Source organism: Pseudoalteromonas sp. NZS11 (genome assembly GCF_015864765.1).
Lineage (GTDB): Bacteria > Pseudomonadota > Gammaproteobacteria > Enterobacterales > Alteromonadaceae > Pseudoalteromonas > Pseudoalteromonas arctica.
Window position 1 is genome coordinate 34,627 of the sequence record NZ_JADYWP010000004.1, and the last position, 24,380, is coordinate 59,006.

Annotated in this window: 24 protein-coding genes and 1 pseudogene; 16 read left to right on the forward strand and 9 right to left on the reverse strand. The window is 39.8% G+C overall.

From position 1 onward, the window contains the following. The first annotated feature begins 47 nt into the window (after window positions 1-47). From folB to trmB, 8 genes are all read left to right on the forward strand, one after another. On the forward strand, window positions 48-407 hold the full coding sequence (folB, locus tag I6E82_RS09795) for a dihydroneopterin aldolase (protein WP_007584738.1): 360 nt from the start codon (window positions 48-50) through the stop codon (window positions 405-407). Next, complete coding sequence (folK, locus tag I6E82_RS09800; protein ID WP_007584740.1) at window positions 408-896, forward strand: 2-amino-4-hydroxy-6-hydroxymethyldihydropteridine diphosphokinase; 489 nt, start codon at window positions 408-410, stop codon at window positions 894-896. Further along, window positions 893-1,693, forward strand: coding sequence for an undecaprenyl-diphosphate phosphatase (locus I6E82_RS09805; RefSeq protein WP_197111069.1), 801 nt, complete (start codon window positions 893-895; stop codon window positions 1,691-1,693). The genes folK and I6E82_RS09805 overlap by 4 nt, the downstream gene beginning before the upstream one ends. 176 nt (window positions 1,694-1,869) lie before the next feature. After that, entirely contained in the window at window positions 1,870-3,225 is a 1,356-nt protein-coding gene (mpl, locus tag I6E82_RS09810; protein ID WP_197117751.1) for a UDP-N-acetylmuramate:L-alanyl-gamma-D-glutamyl-meso-diaminopimelate ligase, read from the forward strand. Between the two features lies 1 nt (window position 3,226). Continuing rightward, entirely contained in the window at window positions 3,227-3,847 is a 621-nt protein-coding gene (locus I6E82_RS09815; RefSeq protein ID WP_007584746.1) for a flavin prenyltransferase UbiX, read from the forward strand. After that, a complete protein-coding gene (locus tag I6E82_RS09820; protein ID WP_197117753.1) occupies window positions 3,847-4,776 on the forward strand; it encodes an ABC transporter ATP-binding protein in 930 nt (309 codons plus the stop codon). The genes I6E82_RS09815 and I6E82_RS09820 overlap by 1 nt, the downstream gene beginning before the upstream one ends. Further along, window positions 4,777-5,544, forward strand: a complete 768-nt coding sequence (locus I6E82_RS09825) for an ABC transporter permease (protein ID WP_007584748.1) — start codon at window positions 4,777-4,779, stop codon at window positions 5,542-5,544. Next, window positions 5,544-6,215 carry a tRNA (guanine(46)-N(7))-methyltransferase TrmB gene (gene trmB / locus I6E82_RS09830; RefSeq protein ID WP_197117755.1) on the forward strand — a complete coding sequence of 224 codons (672 nt, stop codon included), beginning with the start codon at window positions 5,544-5,546 and terminating at the stop codon, window positions 6,213-6,215. Before I6E82_RS09825 ends, trmB begins: the two co-directional genes overlap by 1 nt. Before the next feature lie 6 nt (window positions 6,216-6,221). On the opposite strand, the gene I6E82_RS09835 is transcribed toward trmB, so the two are convergent. Further along, window positions 6,222-8,105 (reverse strand): bifunctional diguanylate cyclase/phosphodiesterase, encoded by a 1,884-nt coding sequence (locus I6E82_RS09835; protein WP_010554415.1) that lies wholly within the window; start codon window positions 8,103-8,105, stop codon window positions 6,222-6,224. Window positions 8,106-8,635: 530 nt separating this feature from the next. Here I6E82_RS09835 and panP point away from each other — a divergent pair. Further along, window positions 8,636-10,261 carry a pyridoxal-dependent aspartate 1-decarboxylase PanP gene (gene panP, locus I6E82_RS09840; protein WP_197117757.1) on the forward strand — a complete coding sequence of 542 codons (1,626 nt, stop codon included), beginning with the start codon at window positions 8,636-8,638 and terminating at the stop codon, window positions 10,259-10,261. 53 nt (window positions 10,262-10,314) lie between these two features. On the opposite strand, the gene serA is transcribed toward panP, so the two are convergent. From serA to metK, 5 genes are all read right to left on the reverse strand, one after another. After that, window positions 10,315-11,544, reverse strand: coding sequence for a phosphoglycerate dehydrogenase (gene serA / locus I6E82_RS09845; RefSeq protein WP_024594074.1), 1,230 nt, complete (start codon window positions 11,542-11,544; stop codon window positions 10,315-10,317). A gap of 9 nt (window positions 11,545-11,553) precedes the next feature. Then, window positions 11,554-12,207 (reverse strand): ribose-5-phosphate isomerase RpiA, encoded by a 654-nt coding sequence (gene rpiA / locus I6E82_RS09850; RefSeq protein ID WP_197117759.1) that lies wholly within the window; start codon window positions 12,205-12,207, stop codon window positions 11,554-11,556. Window positions 12,208-12,260: 53 nt separating this feature from the next. Continuing rightward, complete coding sequence (locus tag I6E82_RS09855) at window positions 12,261-12,857, reverse strand: 5-formyltetrahydrofolate cyclo-ligase (RefSeq protein WP_197117761.1); 597 nt, start codon at window positions 12,855-12,857, stop codon at window positions 12,261-12,263. A gap of 18 nt (window positions 12,858-12,875) precedes the next feature. Then, window positions 12,876-13,424 carry a hypothetical protein gene (locus I6E82_RS09860; protein ID WP_101217711.1) on the reverse strand — a complete coding sequence of 183 codons (549 nt, stop codon included), beginning with the start codon at window positions 13,422-13,424 and terminating at the stop codon, window positions 12,876-12,878. A 175-nt stretch (window positions 13,425-13,599) separates the two neighbouring features. Next, a complete protein-coding gene (gene metK / locus I6E82_RS09865; protein ID WP_101164183.1) occupies window positions 13,600-14,751 on the reverse strand; it encodes a methionine adenosyltransferase in 1,152 nt (383 codons plus the stop codon). Window positions 14,752-15,055: 304 nt separating this feature from the next. Between metK and tkt the strand changes: the two genes are divergently transcribed. From tkt to I6E82_RS09895, 6 genes and pseudogenes are all read left to right on the forward strand, one after another. After that, entirely contained in the window at window positions 15,056-17,047 is a 1,992-nt protein-coding gene (tkt, locus tag I6E82_RS09870) for a transketolase (protein ID WP_197117763.1), read from the forward strand. A gap of 184 nt (window positions 17,048-17,231) precedes the next feature. Beyond that, window positions 17,232-17,546 (forward strand): pyrimidine/purine nucleoside phosphorylase, encoded by a 315-nt coding sequence (gene ppnP, locus I6E82_RS09875; protein ID WP_002958974.1) that lies wholly within the window; start codon window positions 17,232-17,234, stop codon window positions 17,544-17,546. A gap of 177 nt (window positions 17,547-17,723) precedes the next feature. Next, entirely contained in the window at window positions 17,724-18,080 is a 357-nt protein-coding gene (gene hpf, locus I6E82_RS09880; RefSeq protein WP_007376058.1) for a ribosome hibernation-promoting factor, HPF/YfiA family, read from the forward strand. Between the two features lie 202 nt (window positions 18,081-18,282). Next, window positions 18,283-19,458 (forward strand): NRAMP family divalent metal transporter, encoded by a 1,176-nt coding sequence (locus I6E82_RS09885; protein ID WP_197117999.1) that lies wholly within the window; start codon window positions 18,283-18,285, stop codon window positions 19,456-19,458. A 64-nt stretch (window positions 19,459-19,522) separates the two neighbouring features. Further along, window positions 19,523-19,992: pseudogene (locus tag I6E82_RS09890) on the forward strand (GNAT family N-acetyltransferase). A 358-nt stretch (window positions 19,993-20,350) separates the two neighbouring features. Further along, entirely contained in the window at window positions 20,351-21,274 is a 924-nt protein-coding gene (locus I6E82_RS09895; protein ID WP_182737853.1) for a hypothetical protein, read from the forward strand. A gap of 220 nt (window positions 21,275-21,494) precedes the next feature. On the opposite strand, the gene I6E82_RS09900 is transcribed toward I6E82_RS09895, so the two are convergent. From I6E82_RS09900 to I6E82_RS09910, 3 genes are read right to left on the reverse strand one after another with little or no spacing between them, the layout of a single operon-like run. Then, complete coding sequence (locus I6E82_RS09900; RefSeq protein WP_197117766.1) at window positions 21,495-22,682, reverse strand: vWA domain-containing protein; 1,188 nt, start codon at window positions 22,680-22,682, stop codon at window positions 21,495-21,497. A 1-nt stretch (window position 22,683) separates the two neighbouring features. Continuing rightward, window positions 22,684-23,532 carry an AAA family ATPase gene (locus I6E82_RS09905; protein ID WP_010554437.1) on the reverse strand — a complete coding sequence of 283 codons (849 nt, stop codon included), beginning with the start codon at window positions 23,530-23,532 and terminating at the stop codon, window positions 22,684-22,686. 52 nt (window positions 23,533-23,584) lie between these two features. Continuing rightward, window positions 23,585-23,824, reverse strand: coding sequence for a DUF1653 domain-containing protein (locus I6E82_RS09910; protein ID WP_010554438.1), 240 nt, complete (start codon window positions 23,822-23,824; stop codon window positions 23,585-23,587). A 60-nt stretch (window positions 23,825-23,884) separates the two neighbouring features. Here I6E82_RS09910 and I6E82_RS09915 point away from each other — a divergent pair, with 60 nt between their 5' ends. Beyond that, window positions 23,885-24,364 (forward strand): DUF2947 domain-containing protein, encoded by a 480-nt coding sequence (locus I6E82_RS09915; RefSeq protein WP_010554439.1) that lies wholly within the window; start codon window positions 23,885-23,887, stop codon window positions 24,362-24,364. Window positions 24,365-24,380: the final 16 nt, after the last annotated feature.

Sequence of the window (24,380 nt, forward strand, 5' to 3'; positions counted from 1 at the left end):
GATGCTTTGTATAGTTGCTTAGTCGTTTGTTGTTATTTGGAGTATCAATGGATAAGGTTTTTATATCTCAATTGCACGTCGACACTATTATTGGAGTGTACGACTTTGAAAAAGAAAGTAAACAGAGCCTTTATTTTGATATTGAAATGCTTAGTGATATTAAGCCTGCAGCCGAAAATGACGATATTAATTTAGCACTGGATTACTCAAAAGTAAGCGAACGCGTTATTAAGCACTGCACTGCAAAACCTGTTGAGTTGCTAGAGACTTTGGTTGAGCAGTTGGCTGAGATTATTTTAAGCGAGTTTAATACGCCACAAGTTACTATAAGAGTAAGTAAACCTGCAGCAGTAGCACAAGCACAAACTGTGGGTGTTGAAATTACACGTGTTAAGGCAACTGACTAAATGGCTCAAATTTATATCAGCCTAGGGTCAAATATAAATAAAGCGCATTATATACAATGTGCATTAATTGCACTTAAGCAGCACTTTGAGCACATTGTGCACTCGTCTGTTTTTGAAAGTGAAGCAGTTGGGTTTGCTGGCAATAATTTTTATAATTCAGTAGTTGGCGCTACAACTGATATGTCGCTTGCTGATGTATGCGCTTTATTAAAACAAATAGAGCGTGATAATGGGCGTACAGCGAACGATAAAAAATTTAGTCCACGAACGCTCGATTTAGATTTACTGTTTTATGATGATGTAACTTGCGATTCCCCAGCGCAATTACCACGTGATGAAATAACTAAAAATGCATTTGTATTACAACCTCTGAGTGAGGTTGCCCCAGATTTTTATCATCCTGTAGCTAAGCAAACGATTGCGCAGTTATGGAATGAATATAATAACCCTCAACAAAAGCTATGGAAGGTGGAGTTTTCTAACCTATGAGTATTATCGAAATAATTATTTTAGCCCTCATACAGGGATTTACTGAGTTTTTACCAATATCGAGTTCTGCGCATTTAATTCTCCCATCGCAAATTTTAGGCTGGGAAGATCAAGGGCTTGCGTTTGACGTAGCAGTACATGTTGGTACTTTAATAGCCGTTGTTATTTATTTTCGTAAAGAAGTAGTAGATATACTAAGCGCATGGTTTAAATCTTTTGGTAAGCAAGGCACTACCGATGACAGTAAATTAGGCTGGTGGATTATACTAGGTACAGTGCCTGCCGCTATTTTAGGTTTACTTTTAAAAGACTTTATTGAGTTATATTTGCGAAGCGCTTGGGTAATTGCTACTACCACCATTGTATTTGGTTTATTGCTTTGGTACGCGGATGCAAAAGGGAAACAAATTAAAACTATTTATCAGCTCAATTGGAAAACGGCACTTATCATTGGTTTCGCACAAGCTGTTGCAATGATCCCGGGTACTTCTCGATCAGGTATCACGATGACTGCTGGTTTAATGTTGGGTATGAATAAGCAAAGCGCAGCGCGTTTTTCGTTTTTACTAGCGATTCCGATTATTTCTATGATGGGGCTTTATTATATTGCAGAGCTTGCACTGGGTGACCATGTAGTTGATTGGAATACATTATTACTGGGTGTGGTGCTATCGTTCTTATCGGCTTATGCATGTATATTTATGTTTTTAAAAGTAATAGAGCGAATGGGTATGTTGCCATTTGTAATATATCGTTTATTACTCGGTGTAGGCTTGATTGTATTTTTAATGATGTAGAAAATAATCGCCTAACAAAAAAGCCTTCTGACTAAGAAGGCTTTTTTGTTATCAAGTGGATATTTTGGCACGAGTGAAATGCTTACTCGCAATGGTAACTAAGCACGAATTTTGGCATTATAGCGCCATTAAACTTTGCATAGCTGTAAAGTGAGCATACGATTTAAGGAAAGTATATGCATATACATATTTTGGGCATTTGTGGCACGTTTATGGGTGGTATTGCAGCCATTGCTAAATCATTAGGTCATAAAGTAACGGGTTCTGATCAAAACGTTTACCCACCAATGAGTACGCAACTTGAAGAGCTTGGCATTGAACTGACTCAAGGCTACGACGTATCTCAATTAGAGCCAAAACCAGATATGGTAGTTATCGGTAATGCAATGAGCCGTGGTAACCCGTGTGTTGAATATGTGCTTGATAAAGGCCTGCCTTATACATCTGGCCCTGAATGGCTTAAACATAACCTATTACAAAACTCGTGGGTACTTGCTGTAGCCGGTACGCATGGTAAAACAACCACAGCAAGTATGCTTGCGTGGGTATTAGAGTACGCAGGTTTAAAACCAGGGTTTTTAATTGGCGGTATAGTCCAAAATTTTGGTGTATCGGCCAAAGTAGGTGAAACGCCATTTTTTGTTATTGAAGCCGATGAATACGACACAGCTTTTTTTGATAAGCGCAGTAAGTTTGTCCATTACCTTCCGCGTACACTTATATTAAATAATCTTGAATTCGATCACGCTGATATTTTCGAAGATTTAAACGCAATAAAAAAACAATTTCATCACTTAATGCGTACATTACCTCAAAGCGGCAAGGTAATTTGGCCTAAGCAAGACGTAGCGCTTAATGACGTAATAGCACAAGGGCTTTGGAGCGAAAGCGAAACACTCGGTGATGACTGGGGCTATGAATTAATAAAAGCCGATGGTAGTGAGTTTAATGTACTTTTAAATAACGAAAAGCAGGGTACTGTTTGCTGGCAAGCAATAGGCGAGCATAACGTTAAAAATGCAATTATGACTATCGCAGCAGCGCGCCATGTGGGTATAGCTGTTGATCATAGTATTGATGCCTTAGGAGAATTTATTAGCCCTAAAAGGCGTATGGAGCTAAAGGCTGATATTAATAATATTAAGGTGTATGACGATTTTGCGCATCACCCAACAGCAATTAAAACTACGCTTGCAGGACTGCGCGCAAAAGTAGGTAATGAAAAAATTATCGCTATTTTAGAGCCGCGCTCAAACACTATGAAAATGGGCGTGCACCAATATACATTATTAGATTCACTGCGTGATGCTGACGACGTACTACTTTTTGAACCAGAGAATCTAAATTGGTCGCTAAAAGAGCAAGCAGATAAAGCAGGCATGCAGTGCTTTAGCAGCACGCAAACAATTATTGATACGGTGCTTGAAAATATTGAGCCTAATCAGCATATTTTAATTATGAGCAATGGCGGTTTTAATGGCCTTCATCAACACCTTGTTGATGGTTTAGCTGATAAATACAGCGGAGAATAGTGTGCAATTTAAAGATAGAATTACGCTCGCTTTTAGCGGTGCATCAGGTGCGCCTTATGGTTTAAGGTTACTTGAAGTGTTGCTTGAGCAGCAATTTCAAGTTTACGTACTTATCTCAAGTGCAGCGCGAGTGGTGCTTGATACAGAATCAAATATTAAGCTCTCTGGTAATGAAGACAAAGCCACTGAGCAGTTAAGTACGCTGTTTAATGCTAAATCTGGGCAGTTAAAAGTATACGGTAAAGATAACTGGTTTAGCCCTGTGGCTTCGGGCTCTGCGGCGCCTAAAAAAATGGTGGTATGCCCGTGTAGTGCAGGATCGGTTTCTGCAATTGCAGTAGGGGCGTCAGATAACTTATTAGAGCGCGCCGCTGATGTGGTAATTAAAGAACGCGGACAGTTAATTTTAGTGCCGCGCGAAACACCGTTTAACGAAATTCATTTAGAAAACATGCTTAAGTTATCTCGTTTAGGTGTGACCATAATGCCAGCAGCGCCTGGCTTTTATCATAAGCCACAAAGTATTGAAGACTTAGTTGATTTTATGGTGGCGAGAATTTTAGATCATTTAAATATTGAACATAACCTAACAAAACGTTGGGGTTATGGTGAGGGTAAGTAATGAATAAGCAAAATATTGCTTTAAATATAGAAGGCCTTACCAAGGTTTATAAAAATGGTGTTGAGGCTATTAAAGGCGTTGATTTACAAGTTAAAGAGGGCGACTTTTTTGCTTTACTTGGTCCAAACGGAGCAGGTAAATCAACCACCATTGGTGTTATTTCGTCACTTGTTAATAAAACAAAAGGCAAAGTAGAAGTATTCGGTTGTAATATTGATACTGACTTAGAAGCTGCAAAAGCGCATTTAGGCTTAGTGCCGCAAGAGTTTAATTTTAGCCAATTTGAAACGCTTAGCCAAATACTTGTTAACCAAGCCGGTTATTATGGTGTGCCACGTGGCGAAGCCCATAAACGTGCTGATAAATACTTAGCGCAACTTGGCTTACTTGAGAAAAAAGACAAACAAGCACGTACGCTTTCAGGCGGTATGAAACGCCGATTAATGATTGCGCGTGCCCTTATGCACGAACCTAAGTTGCTTATACTTGATGAGCCAACTGCGGGTGTAGACATAGAACTTCGCCGTTCAATGTGGGATTTTTTACGCCAAATAAATGAGCAAGGCGTTACTATTATTTTAACTACGCATTACCTTGAAGAAGCAGAGTTACTGTGTAAAAACATCGCCATAATCAATAATGGCCGAATTGTTGAAAACACGACCATTAAAGCACTGCTTGCAAAGCTTGATAAAGAAACCTTTATTTTAGATTTAAAAATGCCAGCAAACCCTGTAACGCTTGAAGGTTATAAATTTACCATGACGGACGATCACACTGTTGAAGTAGAAGTCGCTAAATCTCAAGGATTAAATGCGGTTTTTAGTGCATTAACAACTCAAGGTAATACTGTATTGAGTATGCGAAATAAAGCAAACAGATTAGAAGAGTTATTTGTTGGATTACTAGAGCAAGGGCGGGGCGAATAAATGTTTAAATATGGCGTAGCCTTAAAGAGTTTGTGGATCAAAGAGTGCATTCGTTTTTTACGTATTTGGGTGCAAACTTTAGTACCGCCAGCAATTACGATGAGCTTATATTTTGTTATTTTTGGTAACTTAATTGGTTCACGCATTGGCGACATGGGCGGCTTTAGTTATATGGAGTTTATTGTACCTGGCCTTATAATGATGTCGGTCATTACTAACTCTTATTCCAACGTAGCCTCTAGTTTTTACTCAACAAAGTTTCAAAAAAGCATTGAAGAGCTTTTAGTTGCACCTGTACCTAACTACATCATTGTTCTAGGTTATATGGGTGGCGGTATGACGCGCGGTATTATGGTGGGCTTTATAGTTACCTGTGTATCGTTATTATTTGTTGATATTCAAATTCATAATATTTTTGTAATTATGGCGACGGTTATTTTAACCTCAGCTGTGTTTGCTTTAGGTGGCTTAATTAATGCGATTTACGCAAACAGCTTTGACGATATAAGCATTATCCCCACCTTCATACTAACGCCACTAACTTACTTAGGCGGTGTATTTTATTCAATTACGTTGCTGCCTGAATTTTGGCAGAATGTATCACAAATCAACCCTATAATTTATATGGTTAACGCATTTCGTTATGGCTTTTTAGGTGTGTCGGATGTTGATTTGAGCGTGGCTCTTGGGGTTATTTTAGTATTTATAACAGCGTTATTTACATTAGCGCTTACATTGATCAAAAAAGGTGTGGGGCTAAGACACTAATGAGTGATGCAAATTCACGTAGTATTGTATCTAATCAAGCGGGTATTCACGAAAAGCTTGATGAAATAGTAAATAAGCACTTAGATGCTGAATTTAAAAAGCCAATTGCAGCGCATACCCAAGCCGCATTTGACGAGATTAATGCTAAAGTACAAGCCTTTAGTGGCCCGCTTATTTTAGACTCGTGTTGTGGCGTAGGTGAAAGCTCAGCTAACTTAGCTAAGCGCCACCCAGATGCACTTATAATTGGTATTGATAAATCGTCGCACCGATTAGATAAGCACGATGTTGAATATAAGCAAACCGACAGTGGTCAGTACATCTTAGTGCAAGCAGACTTAAACGACTTTTGGCGTTTAGCGGTTGCTGCTAATTGGCAACCTATACACCATTATTTGTTGTATCCAAACCCGTGGCCTAAATCTAAGCATATTCGTAGACGCTGGCATGGCGCGGCTATTTTTCCATTTATCGTTAAGTTAGGTGGAAAATTAGAAGTGCGCAGCAATTGGGATATTTACGTTAAGGAGTTTGCTCGGGCGCTTGAATTAACAGGCAACCCTTGCGATGTAACGCTTTATGAGTCAGACGATGCAATTACGCCTTTTGAGCGTAAATACTGGGCCAGTGGCCAGCAAAGCCACCGACTCGTTATTAACTTACCTCGCTAAAGTAAGTTAAAGTGCTAATTCTTCTTCTATAACCGTACTAACATGTGACACTGGGTGGGCAAAGTAGTTGCCTTGCATTAGTGTCACATTCGCCTTTTTAAGTGCGGTTACTATGGTTGCATTTTCTACCGACTCTGCCATTAATTGCAAACCAAGTTGATTAGCAAAACTGGCTATATGTTCAATAAATAAATAGATATCTTTGTCATTCACTATTTGCTTTATTAGTGCGCCATCTAGCTTAATACCATCTACTTCCAGCTTAAGTACGTTTGATATATTTGAATAACCACTACCAAAGTCATCAATAATAACCTTAACGCCTTTCGTTTTAACCATTCCAATAAATGCTTTTACCTCAGAAAAGTTGGCAATAGCTTGGGTTTCTAAAAGCTCTAGTGTGATATTACCAGGATGCGGGTAGCGCTTAAGTTCGTCCGCAATAAACTCACTTAAATTAGGGTCGAGCATATCTTGTGCTGTTATATTTAAACTCCAGCAAATATCGGTTTTTCTAAAGCGACTAACACATTGTGAAAATATAGTACGGGTAAGTATTCCGTCCATTCTTGAGCGAGTAACAACATTTAAAAATGCATCAGGTTTTAACACTTCCCCTTGCGCCGTTACCATTCGAGCTAAACATTCGTATTGAACGACCTTGTTGGTATTTGTATCAATAATGGGTTGAAAGTAAGGCACTATACGGTTGTTATCAAACGCTTCACGCACCTCTTTAGCCATTTCAACATTGTATTGATATTGCGTTTTTACATCGTGTAGCGCTTTTGAGTAGTTAACTACGCTATGCCTGCCTTGTTTAGCTTGCAGCGCCGCTATATGAGCGTTTTCAAGTAGTAGCGATTTATTGCCACTGGCAATACCTGCACATAGAGTTATATAAATAAAAGGGTCAGTTAACACTGGGGTATTAAAGTTATATGTTTTTACGAGATCGGTAAATTCGTCATTACTCATTTCTTTAGGAGCGAGTAATACTATTTTGTTGGTTGCTAGTCTGTATATATGGCAATGCGCAGAGCTTCTGAGTTTAAAGTGAATAAGTAAGTTTTTCATTACTTTGTCACCCACTTCAGTGCCGTAGAAACTGTTTATATCTTCTATTTCATTAACCCAAATAACGGCTAACTGCATGTGATGAGCATTACTTTTTTTAATAAAGTACTCAAGAGCAATATGATTTGAAAAACCAGTACTTGAGTCAGTTGCTAAAGAGCGCTTTAGTAAATAAATATATATGGCGGCAACTAGTATCGCGATAAAAAAGAAGAAGCTCGCCATGGCAGCTGCTTTTGATACGCTTTCTTTAAGTTTCTCGTTTAAATTGTAAATAGTTATATCGGCACCCGTTAAATAGGTATTGCCGTTAATAGGGTCAACGTAAGGAATAAAAATAGTTTTAAAGTGGCCCCACTGATCGCTCGATATTTCAAATACAGGCTCGGTTGAGTAAAAAGCACTTATATTTGCATCGGTAGCTTCAGGGTAGAGATCTAAAAATTGAGTTACTTTGCCATTATTCTGATCGTCTTGCGTGTAGCTTGATGAGCTAAAAAGAACCTTTCCGTCTTTTAAAATCATTGAATACACATAAGCAATATCAAGTGCTTGAGCAAACTCAGAGAGCTGTTTACTCTTATTTTGATAGTAAGAAAAACTTATGTTGTCGCCTTGATTAACCGCACTTAAGTAATTTTCACCTAGAATATGTTTAACGCTGGTGGCGGCATTAAGTAAGCGATTATCAACCGACTGCATTATTTCAGCACGCGTGGTTTGGTAAGTGTAGTAAACATAGGTAAGCAAGCTTATTAAAAATAAGCTAAAGCCTGCCACTATCCAACTAACTTTGACTCTTCCTTCTGGCATATGTGTCCCTTTTTTGTTATCAAATTTATTATACCCAAAATAAGTAAATGCCCAATAAATAATTAGGTTTGGTAGAGTTTTAATTAGGGTCTGTTTATCTTTGCGGATTATAATTTGTTCAAACTAGGGGCGATTTAATCGCGGCGCGAGATTTGTAACCTAGTGGTCTAAGTAAAAACCGAGCAACAAAGAGTAAATAGACCCTAGGCAGAACCCTTTGGGCAGCGCCTGTTTGGCATTAATGCTACGTTATCGCCTATTTATGGGGAATAACCACACTACATAGGCGCTGCCTTGCCTAAATACCAAACAGGCTGCTGCAAATTTAACCTTGAAAGATAAATAGACCCTAAATTATCATTTTTTTGTCATCGCTTTGATTGCTTTTATAGGTTTAAACGAGACATTTTAGTTATATTGCAGTAAAGTTAGCGCAATTTTTAAAGAAACACGATTGCTCTAAATGTCCTAATAATTAGGCGTTTTTGATGGGTAAGCGCGTGTTTTAGCTACACACACTAGGTATTGAGATGGATCAAAAGCGTTGTGCCGTCGCCTCTAAAGAAAGCCTTAAGCGTATATTTACTGTACCTGAAGCGCCAGACTCAACTTTAAGCAAAATCGAGCTTGAAATTTCGAGTAATTTAGCAGGTTTTCTAAACGAAAATATAGCGGCAATTGAAAAACCATTACATGAAATCGAAAAAGATTTTCAGTCGGCAGTGATCCCAGAGGATCCAACGTTTGTATCTGCTTATGCCCAAGACATAATGGAGCAACTTGTTGCGCATTCTGTGCATACAGCTGCGCCTAGCTTTATTGGTCACATGACCTCTGCCTTGCCGCATTTCTTATTACCGCTGTCAAAATTGATGGTAGGGCTAAATCAAAATCTAGTAAAAATAGAAACGTCTAAAGCGTTTACGCCTCTTGAACGTCAAGTGCTTGGAATGATGCACCATTTAGCTTATGGGCAAGACGATTCATTTTATTCTAAATGGATGCACAGTGCTAAAACCTCATTAGGTGCATTTTGCTCTGGTGGAACGGTCGCTAATATTACTGCGCTTTGGATTGCTCGAAACCGCTTATTAAAACCCGATGGCGATTTTAGAGGTATCGGCGCACAAGGCCTAATTGCCGGTATGCTGCATTACGGCTATAAAGGTTTAGCAGTATTAATATCAGAACGCGGACATTACTCGTTAGGTAAATCGGTTGATTTACTCGGTATTGGCCGCGATAACTTAATTGGCATTAAAACCTGCGAAAATAATAAAGTTGATGTAGGAGCTATGCGCGAAAAAGCACGTGAGCTTGAATCGCAAGGCATTAAAGTAATGGCGATTATTGGGGTAGCGGGTACAACCGAAACCGGTAATATTGACCCACTTGATGAAATGGCCGACTTAGCACAAGACATTAACTGCCATTTTCATGTAGATGCTGCATGGGGAGGAGCAACCCTTTTATCGAACACGCATCGCCCTTTACTAAAAGGGGTTGAGCGAGCAGATTCAATTACCATCGATGCACATAAACAAATGTATGTACCAATGGGAGCGGGCTTAGTTTTATTTAAAGATCCCGCTGCAACCGATGCAATAGAGCATCACGCTGAGTACATATTACGTAAAGGTTCAAAAGACTTAGGTAGCCACACGCTTGAAGGCAGCCGACCTGGTATGGCAATGTTAGTACATGCTTGCTTACGTGTTATTGGTCGTAAAGGTTATGAAATGCTGATTGATCGAAGCATCAAAAAAGCACATTACTTTGCTGATTTAATTAAAGCTGATGAAGACTTTGAGCTTATTTCAGAACCTGAATTGTGCTTATTAACGTATCGTTATGTACCTAAGCAAATTAAACAAGCAATAGCCGATGCAGATGCTGCAACTCGGTTAGATATTTTTGCCTCTCTGAATCGTTTTACTGCCAGTATGCAAAAACGTCAGCGAGAGTCTGGTCGCTCATTTGTATCACGTACTCGTTTAACGCCTTCTAAATACGACAATCAACCTACAGTTGTATTTAGAGTGGTACTTGCAAACCCGCTTACCTCAGGTGCTATTTTAAAAGAGATATTAGCTGAGCAAAAAGAGTTGGCTGCAACAGATCCGGTATTCAAAAAATACTTAAGAAAGTATATGTAATCTAAATACAAAAAAGGGTCCATAAGGACCCTTCTTAATATCAAAAGTACTTATTAATGCAAAATACGTGCTCTAATTGTACCCTCAACAGCGCTTAGTTCTTTAAGTGCTACTTCAGATTGATCTGTATCTACATCAATAACTACATAACCAATAGATGCGTCTGTTTGTAGGTATTGCGCAGCAATGTTAATACCGTGCTGTGCAAACGCTTGGTTAATTTGCGTTAGTACACCAGGGCGGTTGTGGTGCACGTGTAATAAACGGCTACGATTAGCAAGCTCAGGCAGCGATACTTCAGGGAAGTTAACGGCAGTAATAGTTGAGCCATTATCTGAATATTTAGCCAATTTACCCGCTACTTCAATACCAATGTTTTCTTGTGCTTCTTGTGTAGAACCACCAATGTGCGGCGTTAAAATAACATTGTCGAATTGGCGCAGTGGCGATACAAATTCTTCATCGTTAGATTTTGGCTCAGTAGGGAACACATCGATTGCTGCACCACTTAGTTTTTTCTCTGTTAGTGCTTCTGCAAGTGCATCAATATCAACAACAGTTCCGCGTGAAGCATTGATCAAAATAGATCCCTGCTTCATAACAGCAAGTTCTGCACTACCAATAAGATTTTTAGTTTGCGGTGTTTCTGGTACGTGTAAACTAATAATATCAGAGCGTTGTAATAGCTGAGTTAGGTTGTGAACTTGCTTTGCATTACCGAGTGATAATTTATCTTCGATATCGTAATATTCAACGTTCATACCGATATTTTCAGCCATAATACCTAGCTGAGTACCAATGTGACCGTAGCCAATAATACCTAATGTTTTACCACGTGCTTCAAACGAACCATTTGCTGTTTTTAACCAGCCACCACGATGAGCCGCTGCATTACGCTCTGGAATACCGCGTAATAAAAGTAGGATTTCACCAAGTACAAGTTCAGCAACTGAACGAGTATTAGAAAATGGTGCGTTAAATACAGCAATACCGCGTTCGCGTGCTGCATCTAAATCAACTTGGTTTGTACCAATACAAAAACACCCAACAGCAACTAGCTTGTCAGCTGAGTCTAATACGGCTTGGTTAATATGAGTACGAGAACGAAGTCCTACAAAGTGAACATCTTTAATGCGCTCTTTTAATTCGTCCTCAGGTAAGGATGTTTTAACGTAGTCGATATTGCTGTAACCGTTACGTTTTAGCGTTTCAACAGCGCTTTGGTGAACACCTTCAAGCAAGAGAATTTTAATTTTGTCTTTTGCTAACGATACCTTACTCATAACCTCATCCTATTTAATTTGTGGCCCATTTTTAGTACCGATAATCACTTTATCAGCACCACGCATTGCAAATAGGCCGTTGGTAACTACGCCAACAATTGAATTTATTTGTGCTTCAAGTTGTTTAGCATTGGTAATTTTTAAGTTAAATACATCTAATATAACGTTACCGTTATCGGTAACTACGCCTTGGCGATAAACGGGGTCACCACCAAGCTCTAATAATTCTCGTGCAACGTAGCTGCGAGCCATTGGAATAACTTCTACCGGAAGCGGGAAGTCGCCTAATGTTTTTACTAATTTGGTGTCATCTACAATGCACACAAATTGTTTAGCTACAGCGGCTACTATTTTTTCGCGAGTGAGGGCTGCACCGCCACCTTTAATCATTTCGTTTTGGGCGTTTATTTCGTCAGCGCCATCAACGTATACATCTAAAGCAGCAACGTTATTAAGCTCAAATACTTCAATACCTAACGCTTGTAAGCGCGCGGTTGAGGCTTCTGAGCTTGATACAGCGCCTACAATAGTGTCCTTTACTGAGCCAAGGGCATCAATAAAGTGATTAACAGTAGAGCCTGTACCCACACCTACAATAGTGTTTTCTTTTACAAACTCGAGTGCTGCCCAAGCAGCTGCTTTTTTTAATTCATCTTGTGTCATTGCTTTGTGCTCATGTATGTCAGAAATATGCGGTTAGTAATCAAATTTAATTGTTACCAACAGTATGTTTTATCTGGGGTGATAATGGTTTTAAGTGGTACATCCCACGACTCGATTGGTAGAGCATCAACTTTTTGGCATTCATGTGCAAGGCCAATTAGTTGCGGTTTTTGCCAATTTTGTTCATGTAAACGCGCCAATGTCCGGTCGTAAAACCCACCTCCCATTCCTAGGCGATTACCTTGTTTATCAAATGCAACTAATGGCATAAGGAGGTAATCAAGCACTGGTAATGGGCATATTTGAGAGCAGTTCAGCTTAGGCTCCAAGATACCATAGCGATTTGCTCTCATGGGTGAGTTTTTCTCATAGCGCTGAAATAGTAAATTAGCGCCATTGAATGGGTGTATTATAGGTAGGTAAACGGTATGGTTTAAACTCCATAATTCTTTAATTAACAATGAAGTGTCTAGCTCCCCATCGTTACTTAAGTAAATGGCAATATGCTTTGAATTCGTTGTTTTTTCGCTTTTTAAATGTTGAATAAAATTCATTTTTAGCGATTGCGCAGCAATTATTTGCTGATTATTTGACAAGTTTTTACGGGTGTTACGAATTTCTGCTCTTATTTTTGCGCGTTTATTACTCATTAAATTAATTAGCCATTCTTAAAAAGAGAATAAATCGGGAAAAATTAAAAAAACAGCCAGTACGACTAGCAAAATTGTGGCAGTTGCAATCAATGAATATAAAAGTAAGTTGCTGCGTTTTTTAGGAGGCGCTAAATCATCATCTAGCATTAGATCGTCACCTTGCCATTCGTCAATACTTTCGTCTGGTGCTTTTAATTGAGCTTCAGGAAGGCGTTGCTCTAACTCGTCTAGCTTTTCTTCAAGGCGTATCAAGCTACTAGTGATGTAATCGAGTGCATCAAAAATACGTTCATCACGTTGGTTGTTATTTGCAGCTGCGGGGGAGCTATTTTGAATTGCATTTGAAACAGCTTGAAGCTTACTTTTAATACCTAAGCTTGCTAGTAACTTAGCCTGTTTTAACGCTTTGTCTTTATCGCTTGGTGCAAACAGCGGCTTACCTTTAAAAAAAAGAGCTACTTTTTCATCTGACGTTTTTAATTTTGCAGCTAAATTTGTACATGCTGTTTTTATGTCAACGTTATCGGCAAGTCCTGCAAATATAACGCGAAAGTTATCGGCCATTTAACTGTCCCTAAAGCTTTTATAATGAAATGAGTATATACCTAAAGTACAAAAGAATTCGAGGTCGATTTAATAGTTATTTTGTAGACGCGCTACAAACAATATAGCGAATAAGTTTTAGATGCAAAAACGGCCCTTAAAAGGGCCGTTTTTAATTTACTACAACAATTTTGGCTTAAAGGCCAGCAGCTGCGCGAAGTGCGTCTGCTTTATCTGTACGTTCCCAAGGGAATTCGTCACGACCAAAGTGGCCGTAAGCCGCTGTAGGAAGGTAGATAGGGCGCTCTAAATCAAGCATTTGAATTAAGCCGTAAGGGCGCAGGTCAAAATGTTCACGAATAAGCTCGATTAAACGGCTTTCTTCTAGCTTGCTTGTACCAAACGTTTCAACGCTAATAGAAGTAGGCTCTGCAACACCAATTGCGTAAGAAACTTGTAGCTCACACTTGTCAGCAAGACCAGCAGCAACAATGTTTTTAGCAACGTAACGTGCAGCGTATGCTGCTGAACGGTCAACTTTTGATGGATCTTTACCAGAGAATGCACCACCACCGTGACGAGCCATACCACCGTATGTATCTACAATGATTTTACGACCAGTTAAACCACAATCACCCATTGGACCGCCAATTACAAAGCGACCTGTTGGGTTAATGAAAAACTTAGTCGCACTTGTAATAAGTTCTGCAGGAAGTACCGGCTTGATGATTGTTTCCATCACCGCTTCTACTAAATCTTTTTGCGAAATGTCTTCGCTGTGCTGAGTAGAAAGTACTACAGCATCAATACCTACTGGCTTGCCGTTTTCGTATGCAAAAGTAACTTGAGATTTTGCATCTGGACGTAACCAGTTAAGCTCGCCGCTTTTACGAACCTCAGCTTGGCGCTGTACTAAACGGTGTGAGTAAGTAATTGGAGCAGGCATTAGTACTTCTGTTTCGTTACATGCGTAACCAAACATTAAGCCTTGGTCGCCAGCGCCTTGCTCTTCTGGGCTAGTACGGTCAACACCTTGGTTAATGTCAGGAGACTGTTTACCAATAGTGTTTAAAATTGCACATGAATCGGCATCAAAGCCCATGTCTGAATTTGTGTAGCCAATGTCACGAATTGTTTTACGTGTAATTTCTTCGATATCAACCCATGCGCTAGTAGTGATTTCACCACCAACCATAACCATACCGGTTTTTACGTAAGTTTCGCATGCAACACGGGCATGAGAGTCTTGCTCTAGGATAGCATCAAGTACCGCATCAGAGATTTGATCGGCGATTTTATCCGGATGACCTTCAGAAACTGATTCAGAAGTAAATAAATGTTTTGCCATTGTAATTCTGCTCACAAATATTGCGCTTCACAAACGTCGGTATTAGCGCTAAAAAATTAAGGGGCGTATTTTATCGAAAACAAAACACCTTGCATAGTGTTTTTACGCCTAGACGTCTAAATAAAATTACTAATAACTTTTTGGTCTTAAAAAATATTCATAATGCCTCACTTTTATAGGGTTTTTAATTGCACACAGCCCCCACAATAAGTAAGAATGGTCGGTATAAACGAACCCAAGTTACTTGGGTGCATAAACAAACACATAAATACCCGCGCAAATACACATAAAGGTAGGAGAATTCATGCCATCTCGCAAAGAACTTGCAAATGCTATTCGCGTCTTGTCAATGGACGCAGTACAAAAGGCCAAATCTGGCCACCCTGGAGCCCCTATGGGCATGGCTGATATCGCAGAAGTATTATGGCGCGATTATCTAAAACATAACCCAACGAATCCAGAGTGGGCTGACCGTGACAGATTTATTCTTTCAAACGGCCACGGTTCAATGCTTATCTATTCTCTATTGCACCTAAGTGGTTACGACTTACCACTGGACGAAATTAAAAACTTCCGTCAAATGCATTCTAAAACACCAGGTCATCCAGAATACGGCTATGCACCAGGAATCGAAACTACTACGGGTCCATTAGGTCAAGGGATCACAAATGCCGTAGGTATGGCAATTGCTGAAAAAGCGCTAGCTGCACAGTTTAACCGTGAAGGTCACGATATTGTTGATCACTTTACCTATGCATTTATGGGCGATGGCTGCCTTATGGAAGGTATTTCTCATGAAGCAGGTTCACTTGCAGGCACTCTAGGCTTAGGTAAGCTTGTTGCATTTTGGGATGACAACGGCATTTCAATCGATGGCGAAGTAGAAGGTTGGTTTACAGATGACACGCCAGCTCGCTTTAAAGCATACGGTTGGCATGTAATTAGTGGTGTTGATGGCCACGATAGCGATGCTGTAAGTGCTGCAATCGCAGAAGCAAAAAGCGTTACCGATAAACCTTCACTAATTTGTTGTAAAACAATTATTGGTTACGGCTCACCTAATAAGTCAGGCAGCCACGATTGTCACGGTGCACCACTGGGTGATGACGAAATTAAAGCGTCTCGCGAATACTTAGGTTGGACTGGCGATGCGTTCGAAATTCCTGATGATATTTACGCACAATGGGATAGCAAAGAAAAAGGTCAGCAGCTTGAATCAAGCTGGGACGAAAAATTTGCAGCATACGCAAAAGCATACCCAGAGCTAGCGTCAGAATACAAGCGTCGTATTAACAACGAACTTCCTGGCGATTGGGCTGAAAAATCTCAAGCGTATATTGAGCAATTACAAGCAAACCCAGCAAACCCAGCGTCTCGTAAAGCATCGCAAAATGCATTAAATGCGTTTGGTCCGTTATTACCAGAATTCATGGGTGGCTCAGCCGATTTAGCTGGCTCAAACTTAACAATTTGGGATGGCTCTAAAGGTTTAACGCACGACGACGCAAGCGGTAACTACATTTACTACGGTGTACGTGAGTTTGGTATGTCGGCAATTATGAATGGTATTGCCCTTCATAAAGGTTTTATTCCTTACGGTGCTACGTTCTTAATGTTTGTTGAATATGCAAAAAATGCTGTACGTATGGCTGCATTAATGAAGCAACCAAGCATTTTTGTATACACGCACGATTCAATTGGTTTAGGTGAAGATGGTCCAACTCACCAACCAGTAGAGCAAATTGCAAGCATGCGTTTAACGCCTAACTTATACAACTGGCGCCCATGTGACCAAGTTGAGTCGGCAATTGCATGGCAACAAGCTATTGAGCGTAAAGACGGTCCTACATCGTTAATCTTTACTCGCCAAGGTCTTGAGCAACAAGCCCGTGACGCAAAGCAATTAGCAGATGTTAAGAAGGGTGGTTACATCCTTAGCTGTGACGGCAACCCAGAGATTATCTTTATTGCAACAGGTTCTGAAGTGCAACTAGCACAAGATTCAGCAAGCGAACTACGCAGCCAAGGTAAAAAGGTACGTGTTGTATCTATGCCATGTACTGATGCCTTTGAAGATCAAAGCGCAGCATACAAAGAAAGCGTATTACCGGCATCTGTTTCACGCCGCGTAGCAGTAGAAGCAGGTATTGCTGACTACTGGTACAAGTACGTAGGCCTAAACGGCGCAGTAGTAGGTATGACTACCTTTGGTGAGTCAGCGCCTGCAGGTGAGTTGTTTGAGCACTTTGGTTTTACAGTGGCAAACATTGTAAGCAAAGCAAACGAGCTTTTTTAATCGCTTTGATTAAATAAAGTAAGTAATTGAAGAACCCGCACATGTTGCGGGTTTTTTTATGCCCTTACATGAAGCAACTTCACCTTGAACAATGCTGCTTTCCTTGCAAGAAAGTAAGCTATCAGGCAAGGTAGTGCGATAAAATTTATAAATAAAAATCTTAAATTAATAGCAGGAGCTAAAAATGCCAAAGTTCGATAACGTAAGTGTAGTAAAAAAAGCCAATGTATATTTTGACGGAAAAGTGTCGAGCCGTACCGTTATTTTAGGTGATGGAGAAGCGAAAACGTTAGGCTTTATGCAACCAGGTGAGTTTGTTTTTGATACAAACCAAAAAGAGTGCATGGAGCTTTTAGCTGGCCAATGGGATATTTTATTACCAGGAGCAAGCGAATGGAAAACATTTAACGCAGGTGAATCGTTTAATGTTGATGCAAATGTAAGCTTTAAAGTAAAAGTATCTGATTTTGCTGACTACTGTTGTTCGTACACAGATTAACCAGTACAGCTAGACGTCTGAAAGCCCATGCACTATGGGCTTTGCATAAACTTTGCGCAACGCATGATTTAAATCACCAAAAACCGCAAATAAACCTCAAATATCTCTCTTTTTTCCTTGTGTTAATCTAAATAGCCCCCAATACTATTTATGAGGTAACAAATAAAAGGATACCCTATGAAAATTAATCTTTCTGGTCACCATGTTGAAGTTACTGACTCTATTAGAGAGCACATCAACGAAAAATTTTCAAAAATCGAGAGCCATTTTCCATCGCTTATTGCACTCGATATTATTTTGTCTAAAGAGCATCATAAAATCCAAGCTGAAATTAGCACTAATTACGAAGGCACGCGCATATCGGTAAAAGGGGAAAACGAAGTTATGTACCCAGCCATTGCAAGCGCAGCTAAAAAACTCGATGCGGCACTAAAACATCGAAAAGGGCAGATAAAAGCAAACTTACACGAAAAGCCTGTTAGCACTACACCTGAAATCGCACACGAGATCATCCAAGAGATGGATCTTAAATAAAATTTAGTCACAAAGTATTGTAAAAAAGAGCCGTATGGCTCTTTTTTATTGCCTGTAATTTAGGTAAGTTATGCGCTCTTGCAGTTTATTAATTATAAAAATTAATAAAAAGAACACACAACACACATATTTTGAGAAATTAATGCACACAACAAAAGCAGTATGGAAGTCTCGACTAGGTGCGCTTGGCCCTGGGATCCTAATGGCAACAGCCGCTATTGGCGGTTCTCACTTAGTTGCCTCTACGCAAGCTGGGGCAATATTTGGCTGGCAATTATTTTGGCTTATCCTCGTTGTTAATGTTTTAAAGTACCCGTTTTTTCGCTTTGGGATGGAATACACACTCGCTACTAAAAATAGCCTAGTGGAGGGCTATAAAAGCAAAGGCCCGTTTTACTTTTACAGCTTTATTGGTTTAAACATTGTAGCTGCTGTAGTTAATACCGCCGGTGTATTACTGCTTACCGCAAGCTTACTGCATTACGCGCTGCCTATTGTTATTGAAGTAACCTTGCTTTGTTGGATGCTGTTGGGAGTATGTTTAGTTATATTGCTACTTGGGCACTTTAAAGCGCTAGATAACGTTGCCAAAGGCATTATGGGGCTGCTTACGCTCGCTACTTTGATTGCCCTTGCCATTGCATTTAGTAACGGCCCAATGGCACCTGCTGATTACATAGGGCCTTCACCGTATGAACTTGCCATGCTTAGCTTTATGGTGGCTTTAATGGGCTGGATGCCAGCCCCTATCGAAATATCTGCATTAAGTTCTTTATGGCTAAAAGAAAAACAAGCGCAGCAAACAGTTTCTAAAAGCCAAGGCTTGTTCGATTTTAACGTAGGTTACTGGCTTACAGCTGGCTTAGCCTTGGTATTTTTTAGCTTAGGTGTATTAGTGCAGTACGGGCAAACCAGTAGTATAGAACTCGGCGGTGTCGCGTTTGCCAAGCAGCTTATTGATATGTACGCATTAACAATAGGCGAGTGGGCAAGGCCGCTTGTATCAGCAATCGCCTTTTTATGTATGTTTGGCACTACACTCACCGTGCTAGATGGCTACGCCCGCACGCTTAACGAGTCTCATAAACTACTTGGATTTAAGCAATCAAAACACAGTCTAAATATTTGGTTAATACTGCAAGCACTTGCCGGTATGGCCGTTATTTTATTTTTTAAATCAGCCCTTGGCCCCATGCTTACGTTTGCCATGACGCTTTCATTTGTCACAACGCCTGTATTTGCATGGCTCAACTTTAGCCTTGTGCGATCAGAGCCTGCTATAAAGCACAGTGTGTTATTACGTAGCTTAACGTGGTTAGGACTAGTGTATTTAGTAGGTTTTGCAGTAGCGTTTGTAGTGTGGAAACTAGCAGCCTAAATATAGCTACTTGCTTTAGGGTTTTAATTAAAGCCCTAAATCTTAAAACTTAAACGAGGTATAAATGGATATTAGAATAGGTGAGCTTTCAAACCCACTCGTTATAAAGCTACTACAGGCGCATCATAACGATATGTTAAAACACTCACCCGTTGAGAGCGTACATGCACTTGATGTGAGTAAACTCACTCAGCCCGATATAACTTTTTATAGCTTATGGATTGATAATAATTTAGCGGGTGTTGGCGCTTTAAAAGCACTAAATGTGACCGAAGGCGAAATTAAATCAATGCGCACATCAAGCAACTATTTACGCCAAGGCATAGCCGCTAAGTTACTCACGCATATTATTGAGCAAGCGACCTTGCGAGGTACAAAAAACTAAGTTTAGAGACCGGCACAGGAGAGGCGTTTTTGCCTGTACGATGCTCCTACCAATTTGGTTTTAAAGACTGCGAGCTATGTTCTGTAGTATCCTTGAAGGCTTTCCCCCATACTCATAAAGTTTTAGAAAATCAATTATCTTTTGATTAGATTTTAACTCGTTTAATTAATCTAGATTTGTAAGTCAAATGCCTCTTTTATTTTCCTCTGAATATGGTGACCAAAAGTATTATGGCTATCTCTCGAAATGTATAACTTTAATTCATTGTCGCGCACAATATCATTGGAGTTCCCCCATTAGATATTGGTGAGGTTATCTGTATTAATAATTGAACTGTAGGTTATTTTCTATATAATATTGATTGTTAAGTGGTTTTTAATTCTAAAGAAGCAGGTTTTTGCGCCGTGGATGGGTTTTATATTTTTCTACAACACTGTGTAGAAAAATATAATTGCACGATTTTTAGATCCCTTAACGATTTAAATATTTTATAAAGGAATAATTATAATGAAAAAAAACTATTTACTGGCACTTATTACATCAACTCTTTTTTTTGGCGGTTGTAAAAGTACCGGTTTAGAGTCTATTTTACTAGCATCTGAAGAGCCTTCTGCTACCGATATATACTCTGGTACAGTCGGATATTGCTCTCAATCTTATGACGCTATAACTAAATATGTTGGAAACAGTGCGACCCAATCTCCAGAGGAAAGAAAAGCTATTAAAGAGTCAGTATGGAATGATTGGCAAGAAAAACGAAAAAAAATGAAATCCAATGTAGATGGTAAGCAATTTAAAATATCACAACCTGCAGCTTTTTCGAGGTATGACGAAGAAACTGGCCTAATGGTTTTGTACAAAGGCGGCTCCGTAACAGGGGAAAATATTGTAGAACGAAGTGCGGTACCCGACAATGTAGTTTTTAATACGTATGATCATTGGTTCTCACCAGAGCTTCCGAGTGGGTGGATGAGAGCAAGCAAATATAGAGACCATAGAGCTATTACAAAAAGGGAAAAGGTTGCTCTGGAGGCTTTTGGGAGTCAACTAAAAAGAAATCAATCTATTTATGTAATAAATGATTATGATAATATGGATTATTCTAGCCGAACAGCTCAATACGGAGGGCGGTTTTTTTCTAGAGAAACTTATACTAACAAACTAATGGGCGTCGGTTTTAATACAAAAAAATGGTTTGACAATATAGAGTCCCCAGTTCTATCTAAAGATGGGGGTTTTTATTTTGATACAAGGAAAGTTGATTTTTATAAGACGTTTGGAATTTATCCAGATATAGGTACAGCCTATATAGATATAAATTACACTTTTGAATTTGTCGGCTGTAATAGTGGCCAATTAAAAGCTGAAGTTAAAGAGGTCGTCGTATCAAGTGTAAAAGGTAGGAATGAGATCTATCGAATAACCTTATAATAAATAGCTTTTAATATTAAGTAGTGTGGCTTTTTAAGGCCATGCTGCATTAATCTCTGTAAGGTGCTGAATATGCAACAAGTAAGCTGAAATCGATCAGAGCTTAACAAGTCTACCTCCAAGGTAAGAACAATGTTTGAATTAATAACTTAGAAAATTCAAAGCATTATTTTGACGTTTTGGAGGTTATTTTAACCTCATATGACTCTAATACTTAGTATTAACTCAGCTCTTTTATCGCTCTACTTATCCCATCTAAACTCAGCGCATACATGCGGTTGTTCATTAGCTCTTTTATAAAGCCAATTGATTGATAGTACGGCCAGTGTTCAACGGGTTGTGGGTTGAGCCAGGCGACTTTATCAAAGTGGTTGGTGATTCTTGATAACCATGCACTTCCGGGCTCTTCGTTGTAATGTTCTACCGAGCCGCCGGAGTAGGCTATTTCGTATGGGCCCATAGTAGCATCGCCCACAAAAATTACTTTATAGTCGCTGGTAAATTTATTAATCAGCATCATGGTGTCGATTACGTTTGAATGGCGGCGGGCGTTATCTTGCCACACGTGTTCGTACAAACAGTTATGAAAGTAGTAAAACTCTAAATGTTTAAACTCGCTGTGGGCGGCGCTAAATAATTCTTCGCAGGTGTGAATATAGTCATCCATTGAGCCGCCAATATCAAACAGCATGAGTACTTTTACGGCGTTGTGGCGCTCGGGTGCCATTTTTACATCCAGCATGCCACCTTGTTTTGCAGTAGCGCGAATGGTTTCGTTTAAATCCAGTGTATCGCTTGCGCCAGTGCGGGCAAACTTACGCAGTTTTTTAAGGGCGAGTTTAATAGTACGCGAGCCAATTTCTCTGTCGGTGTCGAGGTTTTTGTATTCTCGTTTATCCCACACTTTTACCGCTTGGCGGTTACGGTTGCCGTCTTGCCCAATACGTACGCCTTCAGGGTTGTAGCCGTATGCACCAAAAGGTGATGTGCCGCCAGTGCCCACCCATTTATTGCCGCCTGCGTGGCGTTTTTGTTGCTCTTCTAAACGCTCTTTTAGGGTCTTCATAAGCTCGTCGAGCCCGCCCATAGCTTTAAGTTGGGCTTTTTCTTCATCGCTTAGGTTTTTTTCAAACTCTTTACGTAGCCAATCTTCAGGTAAGTTGTGCTGTTGCTTTAAACTTTCGAGTAAATCAAGGTCGGCAATACCGCTAAAGTAGTCACTAAAGGCTTTGTCGAAACGGTCAAAGTGCGTTTCGTCTTTTACCATTATGGTGCGTGCTAAATAGTAAAAGGCGTCTACGTCGGCAAATATAACGCCTTTTTTTAAGGCGTTAATTAAGTCGAGTAACTCGCGCAGGCTCACCGGTAAACGGTATTTACGTAGCGTGAAAAAAAACTGTACTAACATGTTAGCGACGGCTCATAAATGCGAGTTTTTCGATTAAGCTTATGTCTTGCTCATTTTTAAGCAGTGCGCCAAACATGGGCATTAAACCACCTTTTTTAGCTTTGTCGTGCAGTGTTTTAGCGTCTATGTCTTCAGCCATTAAAAGCTTTAGCCAGTCGAGTAATTCGCTGGTGGATGGCTTCTTTTTAAGGCCGTTAGCTTCGCGCAGGTTAAAAAACACCTCAAGTGCTTGGCGTACTAAATCCTGTTTAACGTTAGGGTAGTGCACGTCAATAATTTGCTGCATTTCGTCGCTGCTAGGAAAATCAATATAATGAAAAAAGCAGCGGCGTAAAAATGCGTCCGGTAATTCTTTTTCGTTATTTGATGTGATGATCACAATAGGGCGCTCTTTTGCGACAATGCGCTCGTTAGTTTCGTAAACATGAAACTCCATTTTATCAAGCTCAAGTAGTAAGTCGTTTGGGAACTCTATGTCGGCTTTATCTATTTCATCAATGAGTAGTACTGGGCGCTTACCGTTGAGCTCTGCATACGTAAATGCCTGCCAAAGCTTACCTTTAACGATGTAGTTGCCAATATTGTGTACACGCTCGTCACCTAATTGGCTGTCGCGCAGGCGCGAAACCGCGTCGTACTCATATAAGCCTTGCTGCGCTTTAGTAGTCGATTTTATATGCCACTGAATAAGCGTGGTATCTAAGCTTTTAGCCAACTCCTCAGCCAGCATAGTTTTACCTGTGCCAGGTTCGCCTTTAATTAAAAGTGGTTTTTCAAGCATAATGGCAGCATTTACAGCTTGTTTAAGCGCGCTACTCGCTATGTAATTGTCAGTTGAATTAAATTGCACGGTGTACCCTTATCTGGTCTGAGGAGTAAGTTGTTTTGCTATAATGCCATAGTTAAACGGCAGGTCCAAGGTAGGCAAAACGCGGTATGACCTCACCTTCTTTTTCAACAGTTTCTAAAAACATACTAAGTGGGCGCGCCCACATACCAAATTCACCATATAGCGCTTGATAAATCACAAGCTGCTCCTCGGTTTCGCTATGGGTGGCAACATGAACAACTTTGTATTGCGGCCCTTTGTAGTGTTGGTATATGCCTGGTTTGAGTGAAAGTGGTTTTATTGCTGTAGTCATGTTTTGATCTCTTGTATAATTTGGCTTTGCACTTTTAATGTTAACTAATTTGCCAATACTATGAACTATATTTCGCTAGATGATTACAAAAAAGCATGGGTTTTTCGTCATAAAGACTTACCTGTATCAGATGAAGACGCAGTAAAAATAAAGCCTATGGGAGATGAGCGCGCAGCCGTACTTTGGACAACCATGGTAAGCCGTGAGTTTGATCACCCAGATTTTTTTGAAGACACCGATTGGTGTGGCCAAGAAAAAAGCTTTAGCCAAGAAGTAGATTGGCAAGATGCGTGGGAAAATGGTGATGCGCAACCACCAGAAGCAATCTTAACGTTTTTAGATTGGGAAGCTAACACCACTGTTTATTTTTGTATGGCACGCGATAATATTATCGAAACAACATTTGATGTATTTAAACGCAATTGGCAAAACTTTATGTTTTTAGCTGATGGCAGTTTGCTGATTGGTAAAAAGCGTAATACGGTTGTGCAATTTTTAGAATCAGGTAAAGCAAAATTAGGTGAAAAGCCAAGCGCTTAATTAGTGCGCTGCGCTT